21 protein-coding genes and 2 tRNA genes are annotated in these 23,577 nt (G+C 66.5%); 5 read left to right on the top strand and 18 right to left on the bottom strand.

Translation table 11 applies throughout. The annotated features are described in order from the left end of the window. Positions 1–36: 36 nt before the first annotated feature. The 8 genes from rseP to rpsB form a co-directional block, all read right to left on the bottom strand. The gene (gene rseP, locus ASF43_RS12790) at positions 37–1,398 is read right to left on the bottom strand and encodes an RIP metalloprotease RseP (protein ID WP_056181376.1); all 1,362 of its coding nucleotides are present in this window, start codon (positions 1,396–1,398) and stop codon (positions 37–39) included. A gap of 21 nt (positions 1,399–1,419) precedes the next feature. Continuing rightward, on the bottom strand, positions 1,420–2,601 hold the full coding sequence (gene ispC, locus ASF43_RS12785; protein WP_056181373.1) for a 1-deoxy-D-xylulose-5-phosphate reductoisomerase: 1,182 nt from the start codon (positions 2,599–2,601) through the stop codon (positions 1,420–1,422). Continuing rightward, positions 2,598–3,428, bottom strand: coding sequence for a phosphatidate cytidylyltransferase (locus ASF43_RS12780; protein WP_056181371.1), 831 nt, complete (start codon positions 3,426–3,428; stop codon positions 2,598–2,600). The genes ispC and ASF43_RS12780 overlap by 4 nt, the downstream gene beginning before the upstream one ends. Positions 3,429–3,436: 8 nt before the next feature. Beyond that, the gene (gene uppS, locus ASF43_RS12775) at positions 3,437–4,147 is read right to left on the bottom strand and encodes a polyprenyl diphosphate synthase (protein WP_255358115.1); all 711 of its coding nucleotides are present in this window, start codon (positions 4,145–4,147) and stop codon (positions 3,437–3,439) included. A 49-nt stretch (positions 4,148–4,196) separates the two neighbouring features. After that, positions 4,197–4,757, bottom strand: coding sequence for a ribosome recycling factor (gene frr / locus ASF43_RS12770; RefSeq protein WP_056181368.1), 561 nt, complete (start codon positions 4,755–4,757; stop codon positions 4,197–4,199). Between the two features lie 57 nt (positions 4,758–4,814). Further along, entirely contained in the window at positions 4,815–5,537 is a 723-nt protein-coding gene (pyrH, locus tag ASF43_RS12765) for a UMP kinase (protein WP_056181366.1), read from the bottom strand. Between the two features lie 90 nt (positions 5,538–5,627). After that, positions 5,628–6,551 carry a translation elongation factor Ts gene (tsf, locus tag ASF43_RS12760; protein ID WP_056183354.1) on the bottom strand — a complete coding sequence of 308 codons (924 nt, stop codon included), beginning with the start codon at positions 6,549–6,551 and terminating at the stop codon, positions 5,628–5,630. A gap of 103 nt (positions 6,552–6,654) precedes the next feature. After that, on the bottom strand, positions 6,655–7,407 hold the full coding sequence (gene rpsB / locus ASF43_RS12755) for a 30S ribosomal protein S2 (RefSeq protein WP_056181364.1): 753 nt from the start codon (positions 7,405–7,407) through the stop codon (positions 6,655–6,657). A 193-nt stretch (positions 7,408–7,600) separates the two neighbouring features. Here rpsB and ASF43_RS12750 point away from each other — a divergent pair, with 193 nt between their 5' ends. Together ASF43_RS12750 and ASF43_RS12745 are read left to right on the top strand one after the other, a co-directional pair. After that, a complete protein-coding gene (locus ASF43_RS12750; RefSeq protein ID WP_056181361.1) occupies positions 7,601–8,854 on the top strand; it encodes a D-amino acid dehydrogenase in 1,254 nt (417 codons plus the stop codon). A gap of 30 nt (positions 8,855–8,884) precedes the next feature. Then, the gene (locus ASF43_RS12745) at positions 8,885–10,330 is read left to right on the top strand and encodes a bifunctional ADP-dependent NAD(P)H-hydrate dehydratase/NAD(P)H-hydrate epimerase (RefSeq protein ID WP_056181358.1); all 1,446 of its coding nucleotides are present in this window, start codon (positions 8,885–8,887) and stop codon (positions 10,328–10,330) included. Here the strand turns inward: ASF43_RS12745 and ASF43_RS12740 are convergent, their stop codons facing one another. Continuing rightward, a complete protein-coding gene (locus ASF43_RS12740; protein ID WP_056181355.1) occupies positions 10,331–11,086 on the bottom strand; it encodes an SDR family oxidoreductase in 756 nt (251 codons plus the stop codon). 46 nt (positions 11,087–11,132) lie between these two features. Continuing rightward, the gene (gene rnr / locus ASF43_RS12735; RefSeq protein ID WP_056181352.1) at positions 11,133–13,397 is read right to left on the bottom strand and encodes a ribonuclease R; all 2,265 of its coding nucleotides are present in this window, start codon (positions 13,395–13,397) and stop codon (positions 11,133–11,135) included. 38 nt (positions 13,398–13,435) lie between these two features. Here rnr and ASF43_RS12730 point away from each other — a divergent pair. Then, positions 13,436–13,520, top strand: a tRNA-Leu gene (locus ASF43_RS12730). A 103-nt stretch (positions 13,521–13,623) separates the two neighbouring features. On the opposite strand, the gene rimO is transcribed toward ASF43_RS12730, so the two are convergent. The 6 genes from rimO to ASF43_RS12700 form a co-directional block, all read right to left on the bottom strand. Then, positions 13,624–15,003, bottom strand: coding sequence for a 30S ribosomal protein S12 methylthiotransferase RimO (gene rimO, locus ASF43_RS12725; RefSeq protein WP_056181350.1), 1,380 nt, complete (start codon positions 15,001–15,003; stop codon positions 13,624–13,626). Between the two features lie 34 nt (positions 15,004–15,037). Beyond that, positions 15,038–15,598, bottom strand: coding sequence for a polyhydroxyalkanoate synthesis repressor PhaR (gene phaR / locus ASF43_RS12720; protein ID WP_056181345.1), 561 nt, complete (start codon positions 15,596–15,598; stop codon positions 15,038–15,040). A 139-nt stretch (positions 15,599–15,737) separates the two neighbouring features. Next, a tRNA-Val gene (locus tag ASF43_RS12715) sits at positions 15,738–15,814 on the bottom strand. A 59-nt stretch (positions 15,815–15,873) separates the two neighbouring features. After that, a complete protein-coding gene (locus ASF43_RS12710) occupies positions 15,874–18,111 on the bottom strand; it encodes a bifunctional (p)ppGpp synthetase/guanosine-3',5'-bis(diphosphate) 3'-pyrophosphohydrolase (RefSeq protein WP_056181343.1) in 2,238 nt (745 codons plus the stop codon). A 15-nt stretch (positions 18,112–18,126) separates the two neighbouring features. After that, the gene (locus tag ASF43_RS12705; protein WP_056181340.1) at positions 18,127–19,062 is read right to left on the bottom strand and encodes an alpha/beta fold hydrolase; all 936 of its coding nucleotides are present in this window, start codon (positions 19,060–19,062) and stop codon (positions 18,127–18,129) included. 134 nt (positions 19,063–19,196) lie between these two features. After that, complete coding sequence (locus ASF43_RS12700) at positions 19,197–19,907, bottom strand: SIMPL domain-containing protein (protein ID WP_056183352.1); 711 nt, start codon at positions 19,905–19,907, stop codon at positions 19,197–19,199. Positions 19,908–20,103: 196 nt separating this feature from the next. On the opposite strand from ASF43_RS12700, the gene ompR reads away from it, so the two are divergent. Both ompR and ASF43_RS12690 read left to right on the top strand, forming a co-directional pair. Next, positions 20,104–20,835 (top strand): two-component system response regulator OmpR, encoded by a 732-nt coding sequence (ompR, locus tag ASF43_RS12695; protein WP_056181338.1) that lies wholly within the window; start codon positions 20,104–20,106, stop codon positions 20,833–20,835. A gap of 9 nt (positions 20,836–20,844) precedes the next feature. After that, positions 20,845–22,263: a sensor histidine kinase gene (locus ASF43_RS12690; protein WP_056181335.1), complete on the top strand. Its 1,419-nt coding sequence runs from the start codon at positions 20,845–20,847 to the stop codon at positions 22,261–22,263. A gap of 3 nt (positions 22,264–22,266) precedes the next feature. On the opposite strand, the gene ispF is transcribed toward ASF43_RS12690, so the two are convergent. Together ispF and ispD are read right to left on the bottom strand one after the other, a co-directional pair. Further along, positions 22,267–22,746, bottom strand: coding sequence for a 2-C-methyl-D-erythritol 2,4-cyclodiphosphate synthase (gene ispF, locus ASF43_RS12685; protein ID WP_056181332.1), 480 nt, complete (start codon positions 22,744–22,746; stop codon positions 22,267–22,269). Beyond that, on the bottom strand, positions 22,743–23,492 hold the full coding sequence (gene ispD, locus ASF43_RS12680) for a 2-C-methyl-D-erythritol 4-phosphate cytidylyltransferase (protein WP_056181329.1): 750 nt from the start codon (positions 23,490–23,492) through the stop codon (positions 22,743–22,745). The genes ispF and ispD overlap by 4 nt, the downstream gene beginning before the upstream one ends. Between the last annotated feature and the right edge of the window lie 85 nt (positions 23,493–23,577).

Raw genomic sequence — 23,577 nt, 5'->3', positions numbered from 1 at the left:
CGGCGTCTGCTGGGCGTGCAGCACACTGCAAAGAGGTCAACCGAAGATTCGCGTCACGTCGTTGAACAAGGCGATGGACATCATCACGAGCAGCAGGGCGACCCCTGTGCGCTGCATGCGTTCCATCCACGCATCCGACACGCTTTTGCCCGTCACCGCCTCCCAAAGATAATACATCAGGTGCCCTCCATCGAGGACCGGCAACGGCAGCAGGTTCAGCACCCCGAGACTCACGCTGATCAAGGCCAAAAACACGAGGTACTGGGTCAATCCAAGGCTGGCGGACTTGCCGGCATAGTCGGCGATCGTGAGCGGGCCGCTGAGGTTCTTGAGCGAGGCTTCACCGATGACCATGCGGCCCATCATGCGCAGCGTCAGGCTCGACACCTCCCAGGTCCGCACGACGCCGTTCCATAGCCCTTCCAGAGGACCGTGGTGCACGGTGACCATGGCCGGAGGTGCGCCGACGTAGGCACCGATGCGGCCGATCCAAGCTTCGCCCTCGCGCTGCGGCTGCGGCGTCACATCCAGTTCCAGTGCCCGCCCATCGCGCTCGACACGCCACCGCTGGGCCATGCCCTGCTCGCCGCGCACCGAGGCGCGGATGGCTTCACGCAGCTGCTGCCCGTCGACGATGCTGGTCGCGCCGATGGCACGCACCACGTCGCCGCTGCGCAGGCCGGCGGCCGCACCAGCGCCATCGGGCATCACATCGCCGATGACGGGCTGCGTCCAGGGTGCGACGATGCCGATGCGGCGGAACAGGCCGGCGTCGGCGTCACGGGCGCCGATCTGCCCCAGCGGCAGCAGCAGTTCGCGTCGTTGGCCCTGCGCACCCGAAGCCACCTCGAGCCGCACGTCGTGGCCATCGAGCGCACCACGCGTCAGCAGCCAGCGCAGTTCCTCAAAAGAGCGCACAGGGCGCAGTTCATCGCCATCCCAGGCAGCCTGCGTTACCACTTCACCGCCACGCACCCCTGCGCGCTCGGCAATGGACGCCGTGATCGGGCTGGCGAGCACGGCGCGCGGCTCGTCGATGCCGCTCCAGTTCACCACCGCGTACAGCAGCACGGCCAACAGCAGATTGGCAGCCGGCCCGGCGCCGACGATGGCCGCACGTTTGCCGACTGTCTGTGTGTTGAATGCGCGATGCCGCTCTTCGGGAGCGACCGGCCCTTCGCGCTCATCCAGCATCTTGACGTAACCACCCAGCGGAAAGGCGCCGATGACGAACTCGGTCGGCGACCCCTTGGGTTGCCAGCGTAGCAACACCTTGCCAAATCCGATGGAGAAGCGCTGTACCTTGACGCCACAGGCCACTGCCACGCGGTAGTGGCCGTACTCGTGCACCGCGATCAGCAGGCCCAGGGCCACGACGAAGGCAACGATGGTCAACATGAGAATCCTCTCAAGGCCGGGTCACTGGCCTGCCAAGCGTGCAATGCATTGTTCCGCGACGGCACGCACCTGTGCGTCGAGTGCCAGCAGGTCGGCCAGCGACTGCGGCTTGGAGGGTTGCACCTGCTCCAAAGTTGCAAGGTTCAAGGCATGGATCTGGTCGAAGCGGATGCGCCGCGCGAGAAAAGCTGCCACGCCGACCTCGTTGGCCGCGTTCAGGACGGCGCATGTGCCGGAAGGCGCGCGCAACGACTCCCAGGCCAGCTGCAGGCAGGGAAAGCGCACCGGGTCCGGTGCCTCGAACGTCATCGCCGCCATGCGCGAGAAATCGAGCCGGGCCGTGCCACTCTCGATGCGTTGCGGCCAGGACAGCCCGTAGGCGATCGGGACCCGCATATCGGGCGTGCCCAATTGGGCCATGACCGACGCATCGTGGAACTGCACCATGGAGTGGATGATCTGCTGCGGATGGATCACGACTTCGATCTGCTCGGGCGTGACGCCGAACAGGTACTTGGCCTCGATCACCTCCAGCGCCTTGTTCATCATCGTGGCCGAGTCGACCGAGATCTTGCGCCCCATGGCGAAGTTCGGGTGCGCACAGGCCTCATCCGGCGTCACATCGCGCAGCGTGGCCGGGTCGCGCGTGCGGAACGGGCCGCCCGACGAGGTCAGCATGATCTTCTCGATGCTGGCGCTCCAGGTGGATGCATCCTCCGGAAGCGACTGGAACACGGCCGAATGCTCGCTGTCGATGGGCAACAGCATGGCGCCACCGCTGCGCACGGCGGCCAGGAACACGTCGCCGCCCACGACCAAGGCCTCCTTGTTGGCCAGCAACACGCGCTTGCCGGCGTGCGCAGCCGCAAGGCAGGGCGCCAGGCCTGCAGCCCCGACGATGGCGGCCATCACGGCATGCACGTCGGGATGCGACGCCATCTCGGCAATCGCCGCTGGGCCAGCCAACACTTCGACAGCCAGCCCTTCGGCCTGTACACGCTGGTCCAGCAGCCGCGCGGCCTGCGGGTCGGCCATGACGGCATAGCGCGGTCGAACTGCCGCGCATTGCCGCAGCATGGGCTCGACCTGGGTTGCTGCCGTGAGCGCGAAGACCTCGAAACGGTCGCGGTGACGCGCCACCACGTCCAGCGTGTTCACACCGACGGAGCCGGTGGAACCCAGAATCGTCAGAGCCTGCCTCATGCCGCCACGCAGTACAACATCAGGGCCAGTGGCAGCGTGGGCAGCAGCGCATCGACACGGTCCAGCACACCGCCGTGGCCGGGCAGCAGGCCGCTGCTGTCCTTGACACCTGCGCTGCGCTTGATCAGCGACTCGATCAAATCGCCGACCACGCTGGTGGCACACAGGAACAGCAGTGCCAAGGGCAGCAGCCAGGGCGCGAAGGCCCAGATGCGGCTGTACAGGCTGTGGCCTGCGCCGCCTTCAGCCCAGATCCAGCAGGCGGCCAGCAAGAGCACGCCCACCACGCCACCGTATACCCCCTCCCAGCTCTTGCCCGGGCTGATGGCCGATGCGAGCTTGCGCTTGCCGAAAGTGCGCCCGGCAGCGTAGGCTCCGACATCGGCCATCCAGACCAGCGTCAGCACAGACAGCAGGAAATTGATGCCGATGACGCGCGCCTGCGCCACCGCGAGCCAGGCGAGGCACAGCGCGAGCAAGCCACCCACCACGCGCAGGGCCACCGGAATGGGCGCCCAGCCCGCGATCCCGCGCCGGATCAGCCACAGCCCGACGAGCACCCATGCCGCGCCGACCGGAGCCCAGAGCGCCAGAGCGGGCTGCTGCAGCCATCCGGCCGCCCAGGACCCGGCGCACAGCGCCAGGCCAAGCAGCGCCAGGGCGACCGAAGCGCCCTGGCCGAGCTGATTGAGCCTGCCCCATTCCCAAACGCCGCCGGCGATCATCAACAACGCGACGACGCAGAACGGCCGGGGATCGGGATAGAACAGCGCCGGCAGCAGGACGGCCAGCAGGACGAGCGCGGTGATGATGCGGGTGCGCAGCATGGGCGACTTCAGGCGCCCCGGCCCGCAACGACCTGATCGGACGTCTTGCCGAAGCGGCGCTCGCGCCGGCCATAGCTGGCAATCGCCTCGTCGAGCGCGGCCGTGTCGAAGTCCGGCCACAGCTTGTCGCTGAAGACGAACTCGGAATAGGCCGATTGCCACAGCAGGAAGTTGCTGATGCGGAACTCGCCGCCCGTGCGGATCACGAGATCCGGATCGGGCACGTGCGACAGGGCCATCGCCTCGTTCAGGCTGGCCTCGGTGATGGGCTGTCCGGCCTCGGCCAGACGCTGGGCCGCCTGGGCGATGTCCCAGCGACCACCGTAGTTGAAACAGATGTTGAGCACCAGCTTGCTGTTGTCGGCCGTATCGCGCTCCGCCTGCTCCAAACCGCGACGCACCTTGTCCGAAAGCGCATGCAATGCGCCGACGAAGTGCAGCCGCACGCCGTTGGCCTTGAGCGGCATGACTTCCTTGGCCAGCACGCCGACCATGAGCGACATCAGCCCGGAGACCTCGTCCTGCGGACGGTCCCAGTTCTCGGAGGAAAAGGCGAACACCGTCAGCACGCGGACGTCGCGGTCCAGACAGGCCTGCACGCAACGACGCAGCGACTCGACGCCCTGGCGATGGCCGGCGACGCGCGGAAGAAAGCGGCGCGTGGCCCAACGGCCGTTGCCATCCATCACGATCGCGATGTGGCGCGGGATGGCGCTCACCCGCCAAGCCCCCGCGCCAGCAAGGAATGAAGCAACCAGGCCGTGTGCATCACACCGCCAGCAGATCCTGCTCCTTGGCCGCCACCATCTGGTCGACCTCGGCAATGTGCTTGTCCGTCGTCCTCTGGATGTCGGCCTCGGCGCGCTTTTGCTCGTCCTCCGAAGCCAGCTTGTCCTTGACCAGCTTCTTCACGGCCTCGTTGGCATCGCGGCGCAGGTTGCGCACGGCGACCTTGGCGTTCTCGCCCTCGCCGCGCACCACCTTGGTCAGCTCCTTGCGCCGCTCCTCGGTCATCATCGGCATCGGCACGCGGATGAGTTCACCCATGGACGCCGGGTTCAGGCCCAGGTCGCTCTCACGAATGGCCTTCTCGATCTTGGCGCCCATTCCCTTCTCCCAGGGCTGAACGCTGATCGTGCGCGCGTCGAGCAGCGACACATTGGCCACCTGGCTGATAGGCACCAGCGAGCCGTAGTAGTCCACCTGCACCGTGTCGAGCAATGCGGGGTTGGCGCGGCCGGTGCGCACGCGCGTGAGGTTGTGCCGGAGCGACGCCAGGGACTGGCCCATGCGTGTTTCCGTCGTACTCTTGATGTCTGCGATTGTCATGCTCTCTCCGACTTCTCATGGGGGCCGCCGCGCCATCAGGCGCACGCGGCCGCAGGATCAGGCATACACCAGAGTGCCTTCGTCCTCGCCAAGCACCACGCGCTTGAGCGCGCCATGCTTGAAGATCGAAAACACCTTGATCGGCAGCTTCTGGTCGCGGCACAGCGCGAATGCGGTCGCGTCCATGATGCCCAGGTTCTTCGCGATGGCTTCGTCGAACGACAGGCGGGTGTAGCGCGTGGCGGTCGGGTCCTTCTTCGGGTCGGCCGTGTACACGCCATCAACCTTGGTTGCCTTCAGCACAAGCGCAGCGCCGATCTCCGCGCCGCGCAAAGCCGCAGCCGTGTCGGTCGTGAAGAACGGGTTGCCGGTGCCGGCCGCGAAGACCACCACCTTGCCTTCTTCCAGATATTGCAGCGCCTTGGGGCGCACATAGGGCTCGACCACCTGGTCGATGGCAATGGCGGACATCACACGGGCCACGAGGCCGGCCTTGTTCATCGTGTCGGCCAGCGCCAGAGCGTTCATGACCGTGGCCAGCATGCCCATGTAGTCGGCGGTTGCTCGGTCCATGCCGACCGCTCCGCCGGCGACGCCGCGGAAGATGTTGCCGCCACCGATCACCACAGCCACCTCGACACCCATGCGGGTGATCTCGGCAACCTCCTCGACCATGCGGACGATGGTGTCGCGGTTGATGCCGAACTGGTCGTCCCCCATCAGCGCCTCGCCCGACAGCTTCAGCAAGATGCGCTTATGGGCCGGTATGGCAGCGGACATGAACTTCCCTTATGGTGATGCGGTGGTGTGGAATGTTAGCAAGGCCCACCGACAGGATGCGCGGATCGCGCTGCCGGCAGGCACCGGGCCTCAGGCGGCGCCCTTGGCGGCCGCGACCTGGGCCGCCACTTCGGCCGCGAAATCGTCGACCTTCTTCTCGATGCCCTCGCCCACCACATAAAGCGTGAACGACTTGACCTGGGTGTCGGCGGCCTTGAGCATCTGCTCGACGGTCTGCTTGTCGTTCTTCACGAAGGACTGGTTGTACAGCGAGACTTCCTTCAGGTACTTCTGCACGCCGCCTTCGATGCGCTTGGCGACGATCTCGTCGGACTGCACGGGCTTGCCGGCGGCCTCGGCGATCCTCTTGTCTTCCTCGGCCTTGGCCGCTGCGACCGAACGTTCCTTCTGCACCAGCTCGGCCGGCACGTCGGCGCTGGTCAGCGCGACGGGCTTCATCGCAGCCACGTGCATGGCGACGTCCTTGGCTGCCGTCTCGCTGCCTTCGTACTCGACCAGTACCCCGATGCGCGTGCCGTGCAGGTAGCCAGCCAGCTTGCCGCCGTCCGCGTAGCGCTTGAAGCGGCGGAAGCTCATGTTCTCGCCGATCTTGCCGATCAGGCCCTTGCGCACATCTTCCAGCGTGGGGCCGAAGCCGTCCTGGCTGTAGGCCAGCGCGCCCAGCGCCTCGATGTCGGCGGGGTTGTGCTGCACGATCAAATCGACGGCGCCTTGAGCCAATGCCAGGAAGCTGTCGTTCTTGGTCACGAAGTCGGTTTCGCAGTTGACTTCCAGCAGCGCGCCGGCCGTGCCGTTCACGGCGCTGACGACGACGCCCTCGGCCGTGACGCGCGAGGCGGCCTTGCCAGCCTTGCTGCCCAGCTTCACGCGAAGCAGCTCTTCTGCCTTGGCCATGTCGCCACCGGCTTCGGTCAGCGCCTTCTTGCATTCCATCATCGGTGCGTCGGTCTTGCCGCGCAGTTCAGCAACCATGCTTGCGGTGATAGCAGCCATCTTCAATTCTCCGTCTCGGGATTCAACAACAAACAAACTGGAAAGAGAAAAGGGGCCGTGCAGCCCCTCTTTCATCGCGCCGGAGCGCGTTCTCGGGAGTCGATCAGGCCGCGGCCTCGTTCACTTCGACGAATTCGTCGCCGCTCTCGGCAGCCACTGCCTTGACCACGTCGTTGCCGGCGTTGTTACGGCCTTCGATGATGGCGTCGGCGATGCCGCGCGCATACAGCGTCACAGCCTTGGCCGAGTCGTCGTTGCCAGGGATCACATAGTCGATGCCTTCGGGCGAGTGGTTGGAGTCCACGACGCCGATCAGCGGGATGCCCAGCTTGCGGGCTTCGGCGATGGCGATCTTGTGGAAGCCCACGTCGATCACGAAGATTGCGTCAGGCAGCGCACCCATGTCCTGGATGCCGCCGATGTCCTTCTCCAGCTTGGCCATCTCCCGGGCGAACATGAGCTGCTCCTTCTTGCTCATGTTGTCCAGCCCGGCTTCCTGCTGGGCCTTCATGTCCTTCAGGCGCTTGATCGAGGTCTTGACCGTCTTGAAGTTGGTCAGCATGCCGCCGAGCCAGCGCTGGTCGACGAAAGGCACGCCGGCACGGCGGGCTTCGCCAGCGAGGATTTCGCGCGCTTGACGCTTGGTGCCGACCATCAGCACGGTGCCGCGGTTGGCGGTCAACTGGCTCACGAACTTGGCAGCCGCCTGGAACATCGGCAGCGACTTTTCCAGGTTGATGATGTGGATCTTGTTGCGATGGCCGAAGATGAACGGGGCCATCTTGGGGTTCCAGAAGCGGGTTTGGTGGCCGAAATGGACACCGGCTTCCAGCATTTCGCGCATGGTGACGGACATGGGGTAACTCCGAAGGTTGGGTCTAAAATCCAGCCCGTTTTGCGCCGGCTCGTTGAGTGAATCAAGAGCGGCGCAACACCTTGTTGGGCTGGTTTGCGATTGTTTTGATGAATGAGCCCAACAGCTGGGGCCATCAGCAAAACCCGACGAGTCTAGCACACCGGCCAATACTGGCCCCTTCCCCGCACCAGCCATGAACATTGCCATCGTTGGCGCCGGCATCGTCGGCATCACCACCGCCTATGCCCTGGCTGCGGAAGGTCACCAGGTCACGGTGTTCGAGCGCCACAGCACGGCCGCCGCGGAGACCAGCTTTGCCAACGCCGGAGTCGTCGCACCGGGCTACGTGACACCATGGGCCGCCCCCGGAATGCCGGGCAAGGTCGCGCGCTACCTTCTGCGCCGCCATGCACCGATCAAGATTGGCCTGCCGTTGCGGCCGCATGAACTGGCCTGGATGTGGCGCTGGCTCAAGGCCTGCAAGCTGGAGGTCTATCTGGCCAACCGCGCCCGCATGCAGCGACTGGCGTTCTACAGCCGCGACCAGTTGCACAAGCTCACGCATGAGCTGGGCCTGGCCTATGACCGCAGCGACGGCTACACCGTGCTGCTGCGCTCAGATCAGGACGCGGCGCTGGTCGAGCCCGGGCTGCAGGTGCTGCGCGACGCGGGCGTGCGCTTCGAGCGGCTGGATGCGCAGGCCACGCGCCGTGTGGAGCCGGCCCTCAGTCCCGATATGCACTTCCATGGCGCAATCCACCTGCCCGACGACGAGGTGGGCAACTGCCGTCAGTTCAGCATGCTGCTCAAGAGCGAGGCACAGCGCCTGGGCGTCGTCTTCCTGTTCAACACGGCCGTCGATGCCATCCAGCCGGGGCCGCTGGTCCAATTGCGGCTTGCGGGTTCGGGTGAGATGCACGCCTTCGACGCGCTGGTGTGCTGCGCAGGCGTGGCATCGTCCCGGCTGCTGCGGCCGCTGGGTGTGGCGCTTCCCATGGCGGCGGTCCACGGTTACTCGATCACGGCCGCAATCCGCGAGCCGCTGAACGCTCCACGCAGTGCCGTCATGGACGAACGCTACAAGGTGGCGATCTCGCACCTGGGCCAGCGTGTGCGCGTGGCGGGCAGCGCCGAACTGGGCGGGCCTCCTGGGCGCCAGCGCGAAGCGTCCATCCAGACGCTGTACAAAGTGCTGCACGACTGGTTCCCCGGCGCAGCGCAGCTGGCCAGCGGCGTGCAGGCCTGGAAAGGCGCGCGCCCCATGCTGCCCGACGGGCCGCCGCTACTGGGGGCGAGCGGCGTGCCCGGCGTCTGGCTGAATGTCGGCCACGGCTCCAGCGGCTGGGCCCTGAGCTGCGGCAGTGCCCGCGTCCTCGCGGACCAGATCGCGGGGCGCACGCCAGACATCGATTCCGAAGGCCTGGGCATCGCGCGCCTGCGGTCGTGATCCTGCGCGGTCGGCACGCACAATGCCGGCATGCAGATCATCACCCCAGACCGTGCCTGGCCCCTGCACGACACGGCGGCGACACGACAGCAGGAAGCCAACGCCATCGCCGAAGCGGGTCCGCATGTGCTGATGCAACGTGCGGGACTGGCGGTGGCGCAGCTTGCACTGGCGCTGGCGCCACACGCGCGCACGGTCTGGATCGCCTGTGGCCCCGGCAACAACGGCGGCGACGGGCTCGAGGCGGCCTCGCACCTGCAGCAGTGGGGACGGCGACCCGTCGTGCAGTGGCTGGGCGATGCAGCACATCTGCCGGCAGACGCCGCCGCATCGTTGCAACGCGCCAGGTCGGCCGGGGTGGCATTCAGCAGCGCGTCACCCAGCGCGTTGGGGCCGCAGGATCTGTGCGTCGATGCCCTGCTGGGCCTGGGCGGCCGCCCCGCCGAAGGGCCCATGGCGGACTGTATCGATGCCATCGGCCGCTGCGGCACGCGCGTGCTCGCCGTCGACCTGCCCACGGGCCTGCACGCCGACACCGGTGCGCGCCATGGGCACGCGGTCCGCGCCGACCACACGCTGAGCCTGCTGACGCTCAAGCCTGGCCTGTTCACTGGCCATGGCCGCGATCTCGCGGGCAAGGTGTGGTTCGACGATCTGGGCGCCTGCGCGCAGGTCACACCCGCCAGCGCCTGGCTCGCCGGGCCACCTCCGCAGGCCGCGCGTGCCCATGCCAGCCACAAAGGCAGTTACGGCGATGTCGCCGTGATCGGTGGTGCACCGGGCATGCGAGGTGCAGCTGTGTTGGCCGCAGCAGCCGCGCTGCATGCCGGCGCAGGGCGCGTCTATGTCGCGCCGTTGGGCGGGGCATCCCACGGTGAATCGGCGCAATGGCCCGAACTCATGTGGCGCGAGCCGGAGACGCTGGATCTGCGCCAATTGGCCCTCGTCTGCGGCTGCGGCGGCGGCACGCACATCGCTGCCGTGCTGCCGCGGGCGTTGGCGCAAGCGGCGCAACTGGTGCTGGATGCCGACGCACTGAACGCCGTGGCGCTGGCTGCCGGCCTGCAAGCGCAACTGATCGCCCGCAACGCGCGCGGCCCGTCGACCGTGATGACACCCCATCCCCTCGAAGCCGCCCGGCTGCTTGGCACGACCACTGCGCTGGTGCAGGCTGACCGCCTCGCTGCTGCACAGCAACTGGCCGACCGCTTCGGCGCCGTGGTCGTGCTGAAGGGCTCCGGCACCGTGGTCGCAGCGCCTGGGCAGGCGCCACGCATCACTCCAACCGGCAATGCGCGGCTCGCCACGGCTGGGACGGGCGACGTCCTGGCCGGCATGGTGGCCGCATATTGGGCCGCTGGCGCTTGCCCGCAGGATGCAGCCTGCGGTGCGGTGTTCCAGCACGGTGCGGCCGCAGACCGCTGGCCCGCGCAACAGGTCTTGACGGCCTCGGCGCTGGCGCGCGCAGCCGGCTGATCAGCCGCGGCCGGCGAACGGCATCTTGGTGGCCATCACGGTGTGGAACATCACGTTGGCCTCCAGCGGCAGATTGGCCATGTACAGCACGGACTGCCCGACGATCGCCACGTCCATGAGCGGCTCCACCGCGATCTCACCATTGGCCTGCGGCACCCCCTTGGCCATGCGCATCGCCATCTCGGTCGCGGCATTGCCGACATCGATCTGGCCGACCGCGATGTCGTACTTGCGCCCATCCAGCGACGCAGTCTTGGTCATGCCCTCGACAGCATGCTTGGTCGACGTGTAGGCGATCGAGTTGGGGCGCGGTGTCGTGGCCGAGATCGAACCGTTGTTGATGATGCGGCCACCGCGCGGCGTCTGCGACTTCATGACGCGGAAGGCTTGCTGCGTGCACAGGAACATGCCGGTCAAATTGATGTCGACGACGTTCTGCCACTGCTCCAGGGTGAGGTCCTCCAGCGGAATGCCGGGCGCATTGACGCCCGCATTGTTGAACAGCACATCGACGCGGCCGAAGGCCTCGACCGTGGCGTCGAACAGGGCACGCACCGAGTCCGGCTTGGCCACGTCCGTCGGCACGACCAGGGCGTTGTCGCCAGCCCCCGAGGCACCCCGCACCTCTTCCAGCGGCTCGCGACGACGGCCCGCGAGCGCCACCCGGTAGCCTGCCGCCAACAGCGCCATGGCTGCAGCCTTGCCGATGCCCGTGCCGGCGCCCGTCACGATCGCCACTTTTCCGTTCGTTGCCATGTCTGATCTCCTGTTTCGATTGATGTGGTGGTGAGCGCTTGCAGCCTCAGCGCCGATTGCGACCCTTCTTCTGCGCCGCAGCTTTCTTGCCCGCGCTCTTCAAGGTCTGCGTCAAGGCGCTGCCCTGATGTTCGCGCGCCTGCTGGCCCGACCTTCGGCCTGACATGCGACCGCCTTCACCGCGCCCGCCGGGCTCCGCAGTATCGCGCGGCATCCCCTTGTCCTTCATGGTCCTGGTGACCAGTTCCTCGCCGTCGCGGATCAAGCGGAAGTCGATCTTGCGCCCATCCAGGTCCACGCGGCTGACCTGCACACGGACGCGCGTGCCGACGGCATAGCGGATGCCGGTGCGCTCGCCGCGCAGTTCCTGCCGCGCCTCGTCGAACTTGAAGTACTCGCCCCCCAACTCCGTGATGTGCACCAGCCCTTCGACGTACATCGCGTCCAGCGTCACAAAGATACCGAACGTGGTCGCGGCCGTGACGACACCGCCATACTCCTCGCCCAGGTGCTCACGCATGTACTTGCACTTGAGCCAGGCCTCGACATCGCGGCTGGCCTCGTCCGCCCGGCGCTCGTTGGCGCTGCAATGCAGGCCCGCAGCCTCCCAGGCCAGGGTTTCGGCGCTGACTTTGCGCGGCTTGTGTTCCGGCTCGCCGACGCGCCCGTCCAGGCGTGATGTCTGGTTCTTCTGCAGGCGCTTGGCCAGTTTCGCGTGCGCCTCGCCTGGCGTGGGCAGGGCCGGCAACTGGTACTTGCTGCGTTGCAGGATCGACTTGATGACACGGTGCACCAGCAGATCCGGATAGCGCCGGATCGGGCTCGTGAAGTGCGTGTAAGCCTCATAGGCCAGGCCGAAGTGGCCGCTGTTGGTCGGCGTGTAGATCGCCTGCTGCATGGAGCGCAGCAGCATGGTGTGGATCTGCTGCGCATCCGGCCGGTCCTTGGTGGCCTTGGCGATCGCCTGGAATTCCGCGGGCTCCGGATCGTCGGTGATGCTGATGCCGGCGCCGATGGCCTTGAGGTAGTTGCGCAGCGTGTCCTTCTTCTCGGGCGTGGGGCCTTCGTGCACGCGGTACAGGCCTGGGCGCTTGTTCTGCGCGATGAAGTCGGCGCTGCAAACATTCGCCGCCAGCATGGCTTCCTCGATCAGGCGGTGGGCTTCGTTGCGCACACGCGGCACGATCTTCTCGATGCGGCCGTTCTCGTCGCACACGATCTGCGTCTCCACCGTCTCGAAGTCCACGGCACCACGCTTCTCGCGCGACCCCAGCAGGGCGCGGTAGACCTCGGCCAGGTGCAGCAGGTCCGGCACGCGGTCCTTGCGGCGCATGGCTTCGGGGCCGCGGGTGTTGCCCAGGATGGCGGCCACCTCGGTGTAGGTGAAGCGGGCGTGGCTCCACATCACTGCCGGGTAAAACTGGTAGGCATGGACCTCGCCCTTGCCCGTGATCAGCATGTCGCAGACCATGCATAGCCGGTCCACCTCGGGATTGAGCGAGCACAGGCCGTTGGACAGCTTCTCCGGCAGCATGGGGATCACGCGCCGCGGAAAGTACACGCTGGTCGCGCGGTCGTAGGCGTCAACGTCGATGGCCGAGCCGGTCTCCACGTAGTGGCTGACATCGGCGATCGCGACCAACAGGCGCCAGCCATTGCCGCGGCCGACCTTGGCCGGCTCGCAGTACACGGCATCGTCGAAGTCACGTGCGTCTTCACCGTCAATCGTGACCAGCGGCACATCGGTCAGGTCGACGCGGTGCTTGCGGTCCTGCGGCCGTACCTTGTCGGGCAAGGTGCGCGCGAGGGCGATGCAGGCGTCGGAGAACAGATGCGGCACGCTGTACTTGCGCACCGCGATCTCGATCTCCATGCCGGGGTCGTCCACCTCGCCCAGCACTTCCTTCACACGGCCCACGGGCTGGCCATACAGCGCAGGCGGCTCGGTCAACTCGACCACCACGACCTGGCCGTTCTTCGCGCTACCGGTGGCGCCTTTGGGAATCAGGATGTCCTGGCCATAGCGCTTGTCTTCAGGTGCGACGAGCCAGACACCGCTTTCCTGCAATAGCCGGCCGATGATGGGCTGGGGCGGACGCTCGATGATTTCCACGACCCGCCCCTCGGGCCTACCCCTGCGGTCCTGGCGCACCACACGCGCTTTGACGCGGTCCTTGTGCAGCACGGCGCGCATCTCGTTGGAGGGGAGATAGATGTCCGACTGGCCGTCGTCACGGAGCACGAAACCATGGCCATCGCGATGGCCTTGAACGGTGCCTTCAACCTCTTCAAGAAGACTTGTTGCTTGCATTGAATTTTTGATGATAGAATCGCTTTCTTTCCTGAAATGCCCAGGTGGCGGAATTGGTAGACGCACTAGTTTCAGGTACTAGCGAGTAACATCGTGGGGGTTCGAGTCCCTTCCTGGGCACCAATGATAGATAGGCAAACAGGCCGCTGAGAGATCAGCGGCTTTTTTGTTGCCTGCTTGTTAATGCAGGCGCCGCAGACAGCACGCGCTTGTGCGCGCACCATCCTCACACCGGCACGGCCACGAGATCGTGACCTTGCGCGCCCACGATGCGGGCCCGCGTGAACTCACCCACCTTGAGTGTCTTGCTGATTTTCTCGGGCGGCAGTAACTGCACGCTACCGTCGATCTCCGGTGCGTCCGCATAGCTGCGGCCGACACCACCTTTGCGGCCGAGCGCCGGTGCCGAATCCACAAGAACCTGCATGGTCGCGCCGATGCGGCGGCGCAAGCGCGCGGCAGACACCTGCTCGGCGACTTCCATGAAACGCGCGCGCCGCTCTTCCCGCAGTTCAGCTGGCAGCATCGGCGCGATGCCATTGGCGATCGCACCCTCCACAGGGCTGTAGGCGAAGCAGCCCGCCCGGTCGATCTGCGCCTCACGCACGAAGTCGAGCAAGTGTGAAAACTCTTTTTCGGTCTCACCCGGAAAACCCGCGATGAAGGTGCTGCGGATCACCAGCTCCGGACACGCCTCGCGCCAGCGCTGCAAGCGCTCCAGATTCTTCTCTCCGCTGGCTGGCCTCTTCATGCGCCGCAGCACATCCGGATGGCTGTGCTGGAACGGTACGTCCAGATACGGCAGCACGCGGCCCGCGGCCATCAGCGGAATGATCTCGTCCACGCTGGGGTAGGGGTACACATAGTGCAGCCGAACCCAGGCGCCGAATGGTTCAGCCAGATCGCCCAGTGCCTGCACCAGCTCCAGCATGCGCGTACGGACCGGCTTGCCGTTCCAGAACCCCGTGCGGTACTTGACGTCGACACCATAGGCCGAGGTGTCCTGGCTGATGACCAGCAACTCCTTGACGCCTCCTTCGAACAAGGCACGCGCCTCGTTCAGGACATCGCCGATCGGCCGCGACACCAGGTCGCCGCGCATGGACGGGATGATGCAGAACGTACAACGGTGGTTGCACCCCTCGCTGATCTTCAGGTAGGCGTAATGCTTGGGCGTGAGCTTGATGCCTTGCGCCGGCACCAGGTCGACGAAGGGGTCGTGCGGCTTAGGCAGGTTGGCATGGACCGCATCCATGACCTCCTGCGTTGCGTGCGGGCCGGTCACCGCCAACACGCTGGGATGCATTTGCCGCACCAGGTTGCCGCCATCGGCCCCGGCTTTGGCACCCAGGCAGCCGGTCACGATCACGCGGCCATTGTCTGCGAGCGCCTCGCCGATCGTGTCCAGGCTTTCCTTGACGGCGTCGTCGATGAAGCCGCAAGTGTTGACGATCACCAGGTCTGCGCCTTCGAAGGTTTTGGCGGTCTGGTAACCCTCGGCGCTCAATTGCGTCAGGATCAGTTCGGAGTCGGTCAAGGCCTTGGGACAACCAAGGCTGACGAATCCGATCTTTGGAATTTTCGTGGGGGGATCGACAACAGTCATCGCGCTATTGTCGCCGTGATGGCCAGAACAGGCCTCAGCGCTTGCCGCCTATGGTGCCCAGCAGGTGCTCGGTCTGCTTCTGCATCTGTTCCTGCATCTGCACGAAGACGTTTTTGGATTGCTCTACGTAGCTGCCCATCATGCCCTGCATCATGGGCGACTGCATGGTTAGGAACTGCGCCCACAGCTCGGGCGACATGCCTTTGGACTGCTCGGTGAGCTTGGTCTGCATGTCCACGAACGCCTGCATATTCTTCTCGAGGTAGGGCCCGATGAAGCTTTGCATGGTGTTGCCGTAGAAGCGGATGATGTTGGCCAGTGCCTGCTCCGTAAACAAGGGCGCGCCACCGGCCTCTTCCTCCAGAATGATCTGCAGCAGGATGGAACGCGTCAGATCGTCACCCGTCTTCGCATCGCGTACGACAAGCGCCTGGCTGCCCATCACCAGCTTCTTGACTTCGGCCAACGTGATGTACGTCGAAGTGTCCGTGTCATAGAGGCGCCGATTCGGGTATTTCTTGATGACGCGCTGTGCCGGTTTTTCGGCACTGGGCTTCTTGGTCTGCACTGCGATCCTTCGGGGGTATGTGTACAGCTTCGCTGCGCTGCAGCAGATTCTAGAGAGCCGTCAGCAGATGGCCGCCCAAGGATAACCCTGAGGATTGTTTCCGGTGCTTACGGAGATGAATCCATCGCTGTGTGATGTTTCTCCCTGGTACCAGAGAAACGAGCGATGGTAGGCGCGATTGGACTCGAACCAACGACCCCCACCATGTCAAGGTGGTGCTCTAACCAGCTGAGCTACGCGCCTGTCGAAAGACCGTGATTATAGCCACAGTTTTTTCATCTTGTCAGCTTTTCAAGCCGCAATTAGCGGCGGCGCGCAGAACGCACACCGGGCACTTCGGCCACGATGCCCAGCACGCGGGCCAGGCGCGCGGAATCGGCGATCTCCACGGTGAAGGTCATCCAGGCCGTGCCCTTGACCGATTGCGTCTGTACGCCGGTCACGTTCATGCGCTCCTTGGTGAAGACTTCGGAGATGTCGCGCAACAGGCCCTGCCGGTCGGCCGCCTCGACAGCGACATCCACCGGATAGACCGACCCACCCCCCCTGCTCTCGGCCCCCCACTCCACCTCGATCACGCGCTCGCCGTTGCGCGCCGCCATCTCGCGCAGGTTGCTGCAGTCGGCGCGGTGGATGCTCACGCCCTTGCCGCGTGTGACGAAGCCGACGATGCGGTCCCCTGGTGCGGGCTTGCAGCACTTCGCCATTTGCGTCATCAGCGAGTCGATGCCCACTACGAGCACGCCACCCTTGTCGGTCCCGCGCGACTTCCTGAGCAGCGGCGCGTCGTTCTGCGAGGGCGCTGGCGCGGCCGGGCGCAGCAGAGTCTCGATGGTGCGCAGCGAGAACTCCTCCTTGCCCACAACCTCGAACAGCGCGTCGGCCGACTTGAAGCCCAGCTGCGACGCCAGATCCTCCAACCTGATCGCCGTCTTGCCCTCGCGCTGCAACAGCTTCTCGACCGCCTCGCGCCCGCGCGCCACGGTGGTATGCACAGCTGCTGCGTTGAACCAGGCCCTGGCCTTGGCGCGGGCCCGGTGACTCGCGAGATAGCCCAGATCGGCATTGAGCCAGTCACGCGACGGCCCACCCTCTTTCGCCGCCGTGATCTCCACTGTCTGCCCATTCTGCAGCGGCGTGTTGAGCGGCACCATCACGCCGTCCACGCGCGCACCGCGGCAGCGGTGGCCCAGGCTGGTGTGCAGCGAATAGGCGAAATCCACTGGCGTGGCGCCCGCAGGCAACTCGACCACGGCAGCGTCCGGCGTCAACACGTAGATACGGTCGGTCAGCAGGTCGACACGGCCGTCCTCGGACAGGCCTTGCGGGCGCAACTCGCCCGACAGATCGCGCTCCCAGGCCAGCAACTGGCGCAGCACGGCGATCTTGGCGTCGTAGGCTCCGCTGGCCGACACCCCGGCATAGCCCTTGGCGCCTGCCTCCTTGTAGGCCCAGTGCGCCGCCACACCGTGCTCGGCATGGTCATGCATGGCCTGCGTGCGGATCTGGATCTCGATCGGCAGCCCCGCGCTGCCCTCCTGCCGCGTGCGCACCACCGTGTGCAGCGACTGGTAGCCGTTGCCCTTTGGTTTGGCGATGTAGTCGTCGAACTCGTCGGGCACGGGGATGAAACGCTCGTGCACCCAGCCCAATACCGCGTAGCACTCGGGTACGGTCGGCACCACCACGCGCAGCGCACGCACGTCGAACACGCGATCGAAGTCCAGCGACTTGCCGCGCATCTTCTTGACGATGCTGTAGATGTGCTTGGGCCGCCCCTGCACGGTGGCATTGATACCCTGGGCCCGCAGCTCGCTTTGCAGCGAAGCGCGCAAATGCTCGATGCCGGCTTCGCGCTCGATGCGTTTCTCGTCGAGCAGTTTGGCGACCTGCTTGTAGGTCGCAGGCTCCAGGAAGCGGAAGGACAGGTCTTCCATCTCCCATTTGATCTGCCAGATGCCGAGCCGGTTGGCCAGCGGTGCAAACACCTGCAGCGACTCGCGAGCCAACTGCTCGCTGACCTCGGTACGGCTGGCCGCGCACCAGCGCAGCGTCTGCAGGCGTGATGCCAGGCGCAGCATGACCACACGCAGGTCGCGCGAGAAGGCGAGCAGCATCTTGCGCACGTTCTCGGTCTGCACCGCCGGGTCGTCGACCAGATGCGCCGACGACTGTGCGCCGCGCGACAGCCGTTGCACGCGCATCAGCTGCGTGGTCTCGACCGCCAGCGCCGCGAAGTTCTCACCGAAGGCCTTGGCAATGACCTCGTGCGGCCGGTTCAAGTGCACGCAGGCATGGACCAGATAGCTGGCAGCCTGCATGGCCTCGGAGCCGCCCACCGAGCGCAGGATCGACGCGACCGCGTCCGCATGGTCCAGCGTGTTCTCGCCGGAATCCAGCGTTTCCTCGGCGATCAGCGGTTCGGCGAAGGCCCGCGCACGGGCCAGCGCATGGACCTGGTCCGTCAGGCCACGTTCGCTGGCAGCGATGAGATCGTTGACCGGCTCCGCCACCTGGGGCTGGAGCGTGGAGACTTTCATGTCGGCTCCCTTGCCTCATGCATCGTGCAGAAACTCCCGCACCGCCTGCAACTGGTCGTCGGCGACCAGCGTCGGCGCATGGCCCACACCCGCAAACTCGACCAGCCGCGCCCGCGGGCCGCGCTGCACCATGGCGGCAGCCGTCGCCGTGGACAGCAGGTCGGAATCAGCCCCCCGCAGCAGCAGGGTGCGGGCCTGGATCTGGTCGTAGAGCTGCCACAGCGTGGCTTCACCCTGCGTGGCCGCTTCCTGCGTGAGTCCACCGAGCGGCACGGCGATGCGCGGGTCGTAGTGCAGTTCGAGCGCGCCGCTTGCATTTCCAGGTGCCACCGGCCGCACCATGTGCCGCGACAAGTCCAGCCACTGCTCGGCCGTGTGCGGGCCAAAGCCCGTGGACACAGCCCACATCGCGTCGGCCGCCTCCTGCAGCGAGCTGAAGCGCCCACTGCGCCCCAAATACGTCCCGATGCGTTGCAGCGCCTCCCACTGCACGACCGGGCCGACATCGTTGAGCACCAGCCGGCACACCGGCGCGGGCAGTGGCAGGCCCGGATGCCCCGCGACCATCATGCCGATCAGGCCGCCCATGCTGGTGCCTACCCAATCCAGGGCCTGTATCGGCGCCTGGACCTGCAGTTGCGCCAGCAGGGCCAGCATGTCGGCCACATAGGTCGGGAACTGGTAGCCGAGAGCATCTGCCAGCCAATCGCTGCGGCCACGGCCGACCACGTCGGGGCAGACCACGCGCATGTGCGGCGCCAACGCACGTGCCAGCGTGTCGAAGTCACGGCCCTGGCGCGACAGGCCGTGCACGCAGACCAGCACATGCGGATGGCGTGGATCGCCCCACTGCCAATAAGCCATGCGGTGCCCGGCGGGCGCCACGCCCTCGCCTGCATCGGCGGCAGCGGGGCCGGGACATACGACGTGGTGCAGGACCGGATCTGTCATGGTGCGTATCAGTGGAAAGGTCGGGCGCGGTGCAGACCATCCTAAGGGATACGCGGCATGAACTGGCGTATATGCGCCATAGGCCGCGCAGGCCCACGGCCATTGGTGCTGCAGCGGCGCGCCGCTGCTGCCGCCTACTTCAGCTGCACAGCGCCGGACACCGTGACCTGCACCGTGCTCTTGCCCGCTTCCACCGGCACGCCTGCCATGTCGGCCGATGCCGATTTGGCCTGCATGGCCATGATCCGCGGGCGCGGCGGATTGGCGTCATCGGCGTTGACGGAGACCTCGCGCAGGCTGTAATCGGCAAAGCCGAACGCGCGTGCGATCTCGCCCGCCTTGGCCTTGAACTTGTCAATGGCCATGGTCTGGGCCTGGGCCTCCACGCGCGTGCGCTGTTCGCGGCTGAGGCTGAAGTCGACCTGGCTCACCGTCAAAGCGGGCACCCGGCCGGCTGTCGTGCTGATGCGACCGAAGTCACGGCCCTCCAGCACGATCTCGGCCGTGCCCTGCCAGGTGCTGATCTTGCCTTCCTTGGTGTAGCGCGGGTACAGGCTGAACGCGCCGCTGCGCACATCCATCTGGCCCGGCTGGGCCGACTTGCGCGCCTCGGCCAGCGCTGCATCAATGGCACTCTTAAGCTGCGTCTGCACCGCTCCCGCATCCGCGGCCTCCCGCGTCGTGCTGAGCACCAGCGTGAGGAAGTCCTGCGGCACTTCGACCGAGCCTGACGCGCTGAGCTGCACCACGTTCTGCGGCACGGGGAGCGTCTGGGCCTGCAGCGGGCCGGCCAGCAGCACGGCAGCGCCGACGGGCAGCAAGAGGGTCTTGGACAGGCGCGACATGAGCATTGGGATCAACCTTTATGAATGAACAACAGACCGGCAATTCCGGTACACAGTCGATGGTGAACAACACAAACCTCCGAGACGTAAACAATCGGGCTTCACTTGTAACAGTGTGTCCGAGCCAGGGGTTTTCTCCAAAAACCGCTGGGGTGCGTTGCAAAATCCCCGCTGTTACAAATTCCCGCGTGCCGCTATGACCCAGACCTCTTCCCGCCCTGACAAGATTTTGGTCGTGGATGACGACTCTCGCATACGTGACCTGCTGCGGCGCTACCTGGTGCAAGAGGGCTTCGAAGTCATTCTTGCGGAAGACGGCAAGGCGCTCAGCCGCATCATGCTGCGCGAGACCGCCGACCTGATCGTGCTGGATCTCATGATGCCCGGCGAAGACGGCCTGTCGATCTGCCGCCGCCTGCGCGCTGCCAACGACCGCACGCCCATCATCATGCTGACGGCCAAGGGCGAGGACATCGACCGCATCGTCGGCCTGGAAGTGGGTGCCGACGACTATCTGGGCAAGCCCTTCAACCCACGCGAGTTGCTGGCCCGCATCCACGCCGTGCTGCGCCGCCGCCCGGTGAAGGAGGCGCCCGGCGCACCTTCCACCGACAACGAAGTCTCGTCCTTCGGTCCATTCGCGTTCGACATGGGCGCACGCACGCTGCGCAAGAACGGCGAAGAGCTGCCGCTGACCACCGGCGAGTTCGCCATGCTCAAGGCGCTCGTGCGCCACCCGCGCCAGCCGCTGTCGCGCGAGAAGCTCGCGCTGCTCGCGCGCGGCCGGGAGTTCGAGCCTTTCGACCGCAGCCTGGACGTGCAGGTCTCGCGCCTGCGCAAGCTCGTGGAGCATGACGCCACAGCGCCGCGCTACATCCAGACGGTCTGGGGCGTGGGCTACGTGTTCGTGCCGGACGGCGCGAACTGACGCGCGGTCGTGCCCAGCCACTTCCGGCCCGCAGACGACCCTTCGGACGCCACCAGCCCGGCCCCGCTGGAGCTGCTCCCCCCCAAGCGAAGCCTGGCGCGCTCGTTGCTCGCCGTCAGCCTGTTCTGGCGCACCTTCATCCTTCTGGCCGTGCTGCTGCTGGGCAGCATGCTGGCCTGGTTGCAGACCATGCGTGCGCTGGAGTTCGAACCGCGTGCCGTGCAGACCGCGCAGCAGATCGCCGCGCTGGTCAACCTGTCGCGCGCGGCCCTGCAATACGCCGACCCCATCGCCCGAGTGTCCCTGCTCAAGGCGATGGCCGAGCAGGAACGGGTGCGCATCACGCCGCGTGAGCCCAAGGACAGCTACCAGCCGCTGGACGACGATGCGCTGAACCGGCGCATCGTGACCGAGCTGGCGACGCGGCTCGGCCCCGGCACGCTGGTCGCCCAGGCGGTCAATGGCGAGGCTGGCCTGTGGGTCGGCTTCACGATCAACGGGGACCCCAACTGGCTGCAGATCGATGCCGAACGTTTCAGCAGCGCCGGTGGCAAGACCTGGCTGGTCTGGCTGCTGACTACGGGAGCCATTTCGCTGGCCGGTGCGGCGCTGATCGCCGGCCTCATCAACCGGCCGCTCAAGCGCCTGCTGATCGCCACCAGCCGCGTGCGCGAGGGTGACTTCGACGCAGGGCAGCTCGACGAGGGCGGCGTGACGGGCGAGATCCGCGAAGTCAACATCGGGTTCAACCGCATGGCCCAGCGGCTGGCCAAGATCGAGAACGACCGCGTGGTGATGCTGGCCGGCATCTCGCACGACCTGCGCACGCCGCTGGCGCGGCTGCGGCTGGAGACCGAGATGAGCGTCAGCGACCTCGATGCACGCCAGCACATGGTGGCCGACATCGAGCAGCTGGACAAGATCATCGACAAGTTCCTCGACTACGCCCGCCCGGAACACATCGACCTCAAGCCCGTGTCGCTGAACCAGGTCGTGGAGGCCTGCCGCTACGCCGTGCGCGACCACGAGGACATCCGCATCACGATCAGCATCTCCGAGCCGCTGGTCGTCATGGCCGACGCGACGGAGCTGGCACGCGTGATCTCCAACCTGCTGGAGAACGCGCGCCGCTATGGCAAGACGCCCGGCACCGGCGTCGCCGACATCGACATCGCCGCCAAGTCACGCGACGAGTGGGTACTGCTGAAGGTGCGCGACCGCGGCCCCGGCGTCAGCGAATCGCAGCTGGCCGACCTGGCCAAGCCCTTCTTCCGCGGCGACACCGCGCGCACCGAGGCCACCGGCGCCGGCCTGGGGTTGTCCATCGTCGACACCGCGGTGCAGCGCATGGGCGGGGTGTTCCAGCTCACCAACACGCGCTCAGGCGGGCTGGCCGCGCACATCAAGCTGCACCGCGTGGTGCGCTGAGCTTCAGGCGCCTTGCAGGAGCACGGCCGCCCGAGCCTCGATGCTCTGGCCCTGGCCCACGGGCCCGAGCTTCTCGGCTGTCTTGGCCTTGATATTGATCTGGTCGAGCTCCAGCCCCAACGCCTGCGCGATGCCCGCGCGCATGGCCGGGATGTGCGGCATCAGCTTGGGCGCCTGGGCGATCACCGTGCTGTCGATGTTCCCGATGCGCCAGCCCTTGGCCGCCACGCGGCGCGCGGCCTCGGCCAGCAGCACCATGGAATCGGCACCCGAGAACTGCGGGTCGGTGTCGGAGAAATGCGTGCCGATGTCGCCCAGGGCGGCTGCGCCCAGCAGCGCGTCGGTGATCGCGTGCAACAGCACGTCAGCGTCGGAATGGCCCAGCAGCCCCATGGGGTGCGGGATCGTCACGCCGCCGATGACGAGTTGGCGGCCCGGCACGAGCGCATGCACGTCCCAGCCTTCGCCGATGCGGATCTTCATGGCGTTCCTTCCTGCCGGCCGCGCAGCACCTGCTCCGCCAGTGCGAAGTCCTCCGGGTACGTGACCTTGAAATTGAGCGCGCTGCCCGGCACCAGCAGCGGTGCCAGGCCCTGGGCCTCGATGGCGCTGGCCTCGTCCGTGACCTGGGCGGCGTCGCCGGCCAGTGCCGCGTCCAGCGCCCGGCTCAGCAGGTCGATGCGGAACATCTGCGGCGTTTGCGCCAGCCACTTGTCCGCACGTGGCAAGGTGGCGGCCACACGGCCGGGCTGCGCGCCCTCCTGCTTCAACGTGTCGGGCAGCTTGTGCGCCAGCAGCCCGCCGACCGCGTCGCCCGCGCAGGCATCGATGAGCGCGTCGATCTGTCCGGGGGTGATCAGGCAACGCGCTGCGTCGTGCACGAGCACCCAGTCGTGCCCGCGCGCGCCCTGCTCGAAGAGGTCGTGCAGGCCGTTGCGCACGCTTTGCGCACGCGTGGCGCCGCCGTTGTCGCGCACCACGCAGGGCGCGCTGTGGTGTTCGAAGAAATCGTCGCCATGCGCCACCACGACCAGCACGTCGCTGATGCGCCCCACGCCGGCGAACGCGGCCAGCGTGTGCATGACCATGGGCTGGCCGGCAATCGCCTGGTATTGCTTGGGCAACACGGCGCCTGGCGCCAGGGCGCGGCTGCCGCTGCCGGCACACGGAATCAGGGCGAAGAAGCGCGGCGCGGGCGCGGCCTCGCCGGGGTCTGGAACAGGGCTCATGAGGGCGCGATTCTAGGAGTCTGCACATCCTGCAGCCCTTGCCTAAAATCCCCGCATCGCCACACCCCCCGCCCTCGCCCGGCGG

The organism is Pseudorhodoferax sp. Leaf267 (assembly GCF_001422405.1).
Classification (GTDB): domain Bacteria; phylum Pseudomonadota; class Gammaproteobacteria; order Burkholderiales; family Burkholderiaceae_C; genus Pseudorhodoferax.
Note: the sequence above shows the minus strand (reverse complement) of the source record. Positions and strands in the feature narration are given on the sequence as shown.

Excerpts from the sequence above, each read along its gene's own strand:
- pyrH (WP_056181366.1), bottom strand. The coding sequence starts at position 5,537 with ATGTCCGCTGCCATACCGGCCCATAAGCGCATCTTGCTGAAGCTGTCG.
- ispC (WP_056181373.1), bottom strand. The coding sequence starts at position 2,601 with ATGAGGCAGGCTCTGACGATTCTGGGTTCCACCGGCTCCGTCGGTGTG.
- rnr (WP_056181352.1), bottom strand. The coding sequence starts at position 13,397 with ATGCAAGCAACAAGTCTTCTTGAAGAGGTTGAAGGCACCGTTCAAGGC.
- ispF (WP_056181332.1), bottom strand. The coding sequence starts at position 22,746 with ATGAAGATCCGCATCGGCGAAGGCTGGGACGTGCATGCGCTCGTGCCG.
- rimO (WP_056181350.1), bottom strand. The coding sequence starts at position 15,003 with ATGACTGTTGTCGATCCCCCCACGAAAATTCCAAAGATCGGATTCGTC.
- ASF43_RS12745 (WP_056181358.1), top strand. The coding sequence starts at position 8,885 with ATGCAGATCATCACCCCAGACCGTGCCTGGCCCCTGCACGACACGGCG.
- ASF43_RS12705 (WP_056181340.1), bottom strand. The coding sequence starts at position 19,062 with ATGACAGATCCGGTCCTGCACCACGTCGTATGTCCCGGCCCCGCTGCC.
- ompR (WP_056181338.1), top strand. The coding sequence starts at position 20,104 with ATGACCCAGACCTCTTCCCGCCCTGACAAGATTTTGGTCGTGGATGAC.
- ASF43_RS12780 (WP_056181371.1), bottom strand. The coding sequence starts at position 3,428 with ATGCTGCGCACCCGCATCATCACCGCGCTCGTCCTGCTGGCCGTCCTG.
- rpsB (WP_056181364.1), bottom strand. The coding sequence starts at position 7,407 with ATGTCCGTCACCATGCGCGAAATGCTGGAAGCCGGTGTCCATTTCGGC.
- ASF43_RS12750 (WP_056181361.1), top strand. The coding sequence starts at position 7,601 with ATGAACATTGCCATCGTTGGCGCCGGCATCGTCGGCATCACCACCGCC.
- ispD (WP_056181329.1), bottom strand. The coding sequence starts at position 23,492 with ATGAGCCCTGTTCCAGACCCCGGCGAGGCCGCGCCCGCGCCGCGCTTC.
- ASF43_RS12710 (WP_056181343.1), bottom strand. The coding sequence starts at position 18,111 with ATGAAAGTCTCCACGCTCCAGCCCCAGGTGGCGGAGCCGGTCAACGAT.
- ASF43_RS12740 (WP_056181355.1), bottom strand. The coding sequence starts at position 11,086 with ATGGCAACGAACGGAAAAGTGGCGATCGTGACGGGCGCCGGCACGGGC.
- ASF43_RS12700 (WP_056183352.1), bottom strand. The coding sequence starts at position 19,907 with ATGTCGCGCCTGTCCAAGACCCTCTTGCTGCCCGTCGGCGCTGCCGTG.
- frr (WP_056181368.1), bottom strand. The coding sequence starts at position 4,757 with ATGACAATCGCAGACATCAAGAGTACGACGGAAACACGCATGGGCCAG.
- tsf (WP_056183354.1), bottom strand. The coding sequence starts at position 6,551 with ATGGCTGCTATCACCGCAAGCATGGTTGCTGAACTGCGCGGCAAGACC.
- rseP (WP_056181376.1), bottom strand. The coding sequence starts at position 1,398 with ATGTTGACCATCGTTGCCTTCGTCGTGGCCCTGGGCCTGCTGATCGCG.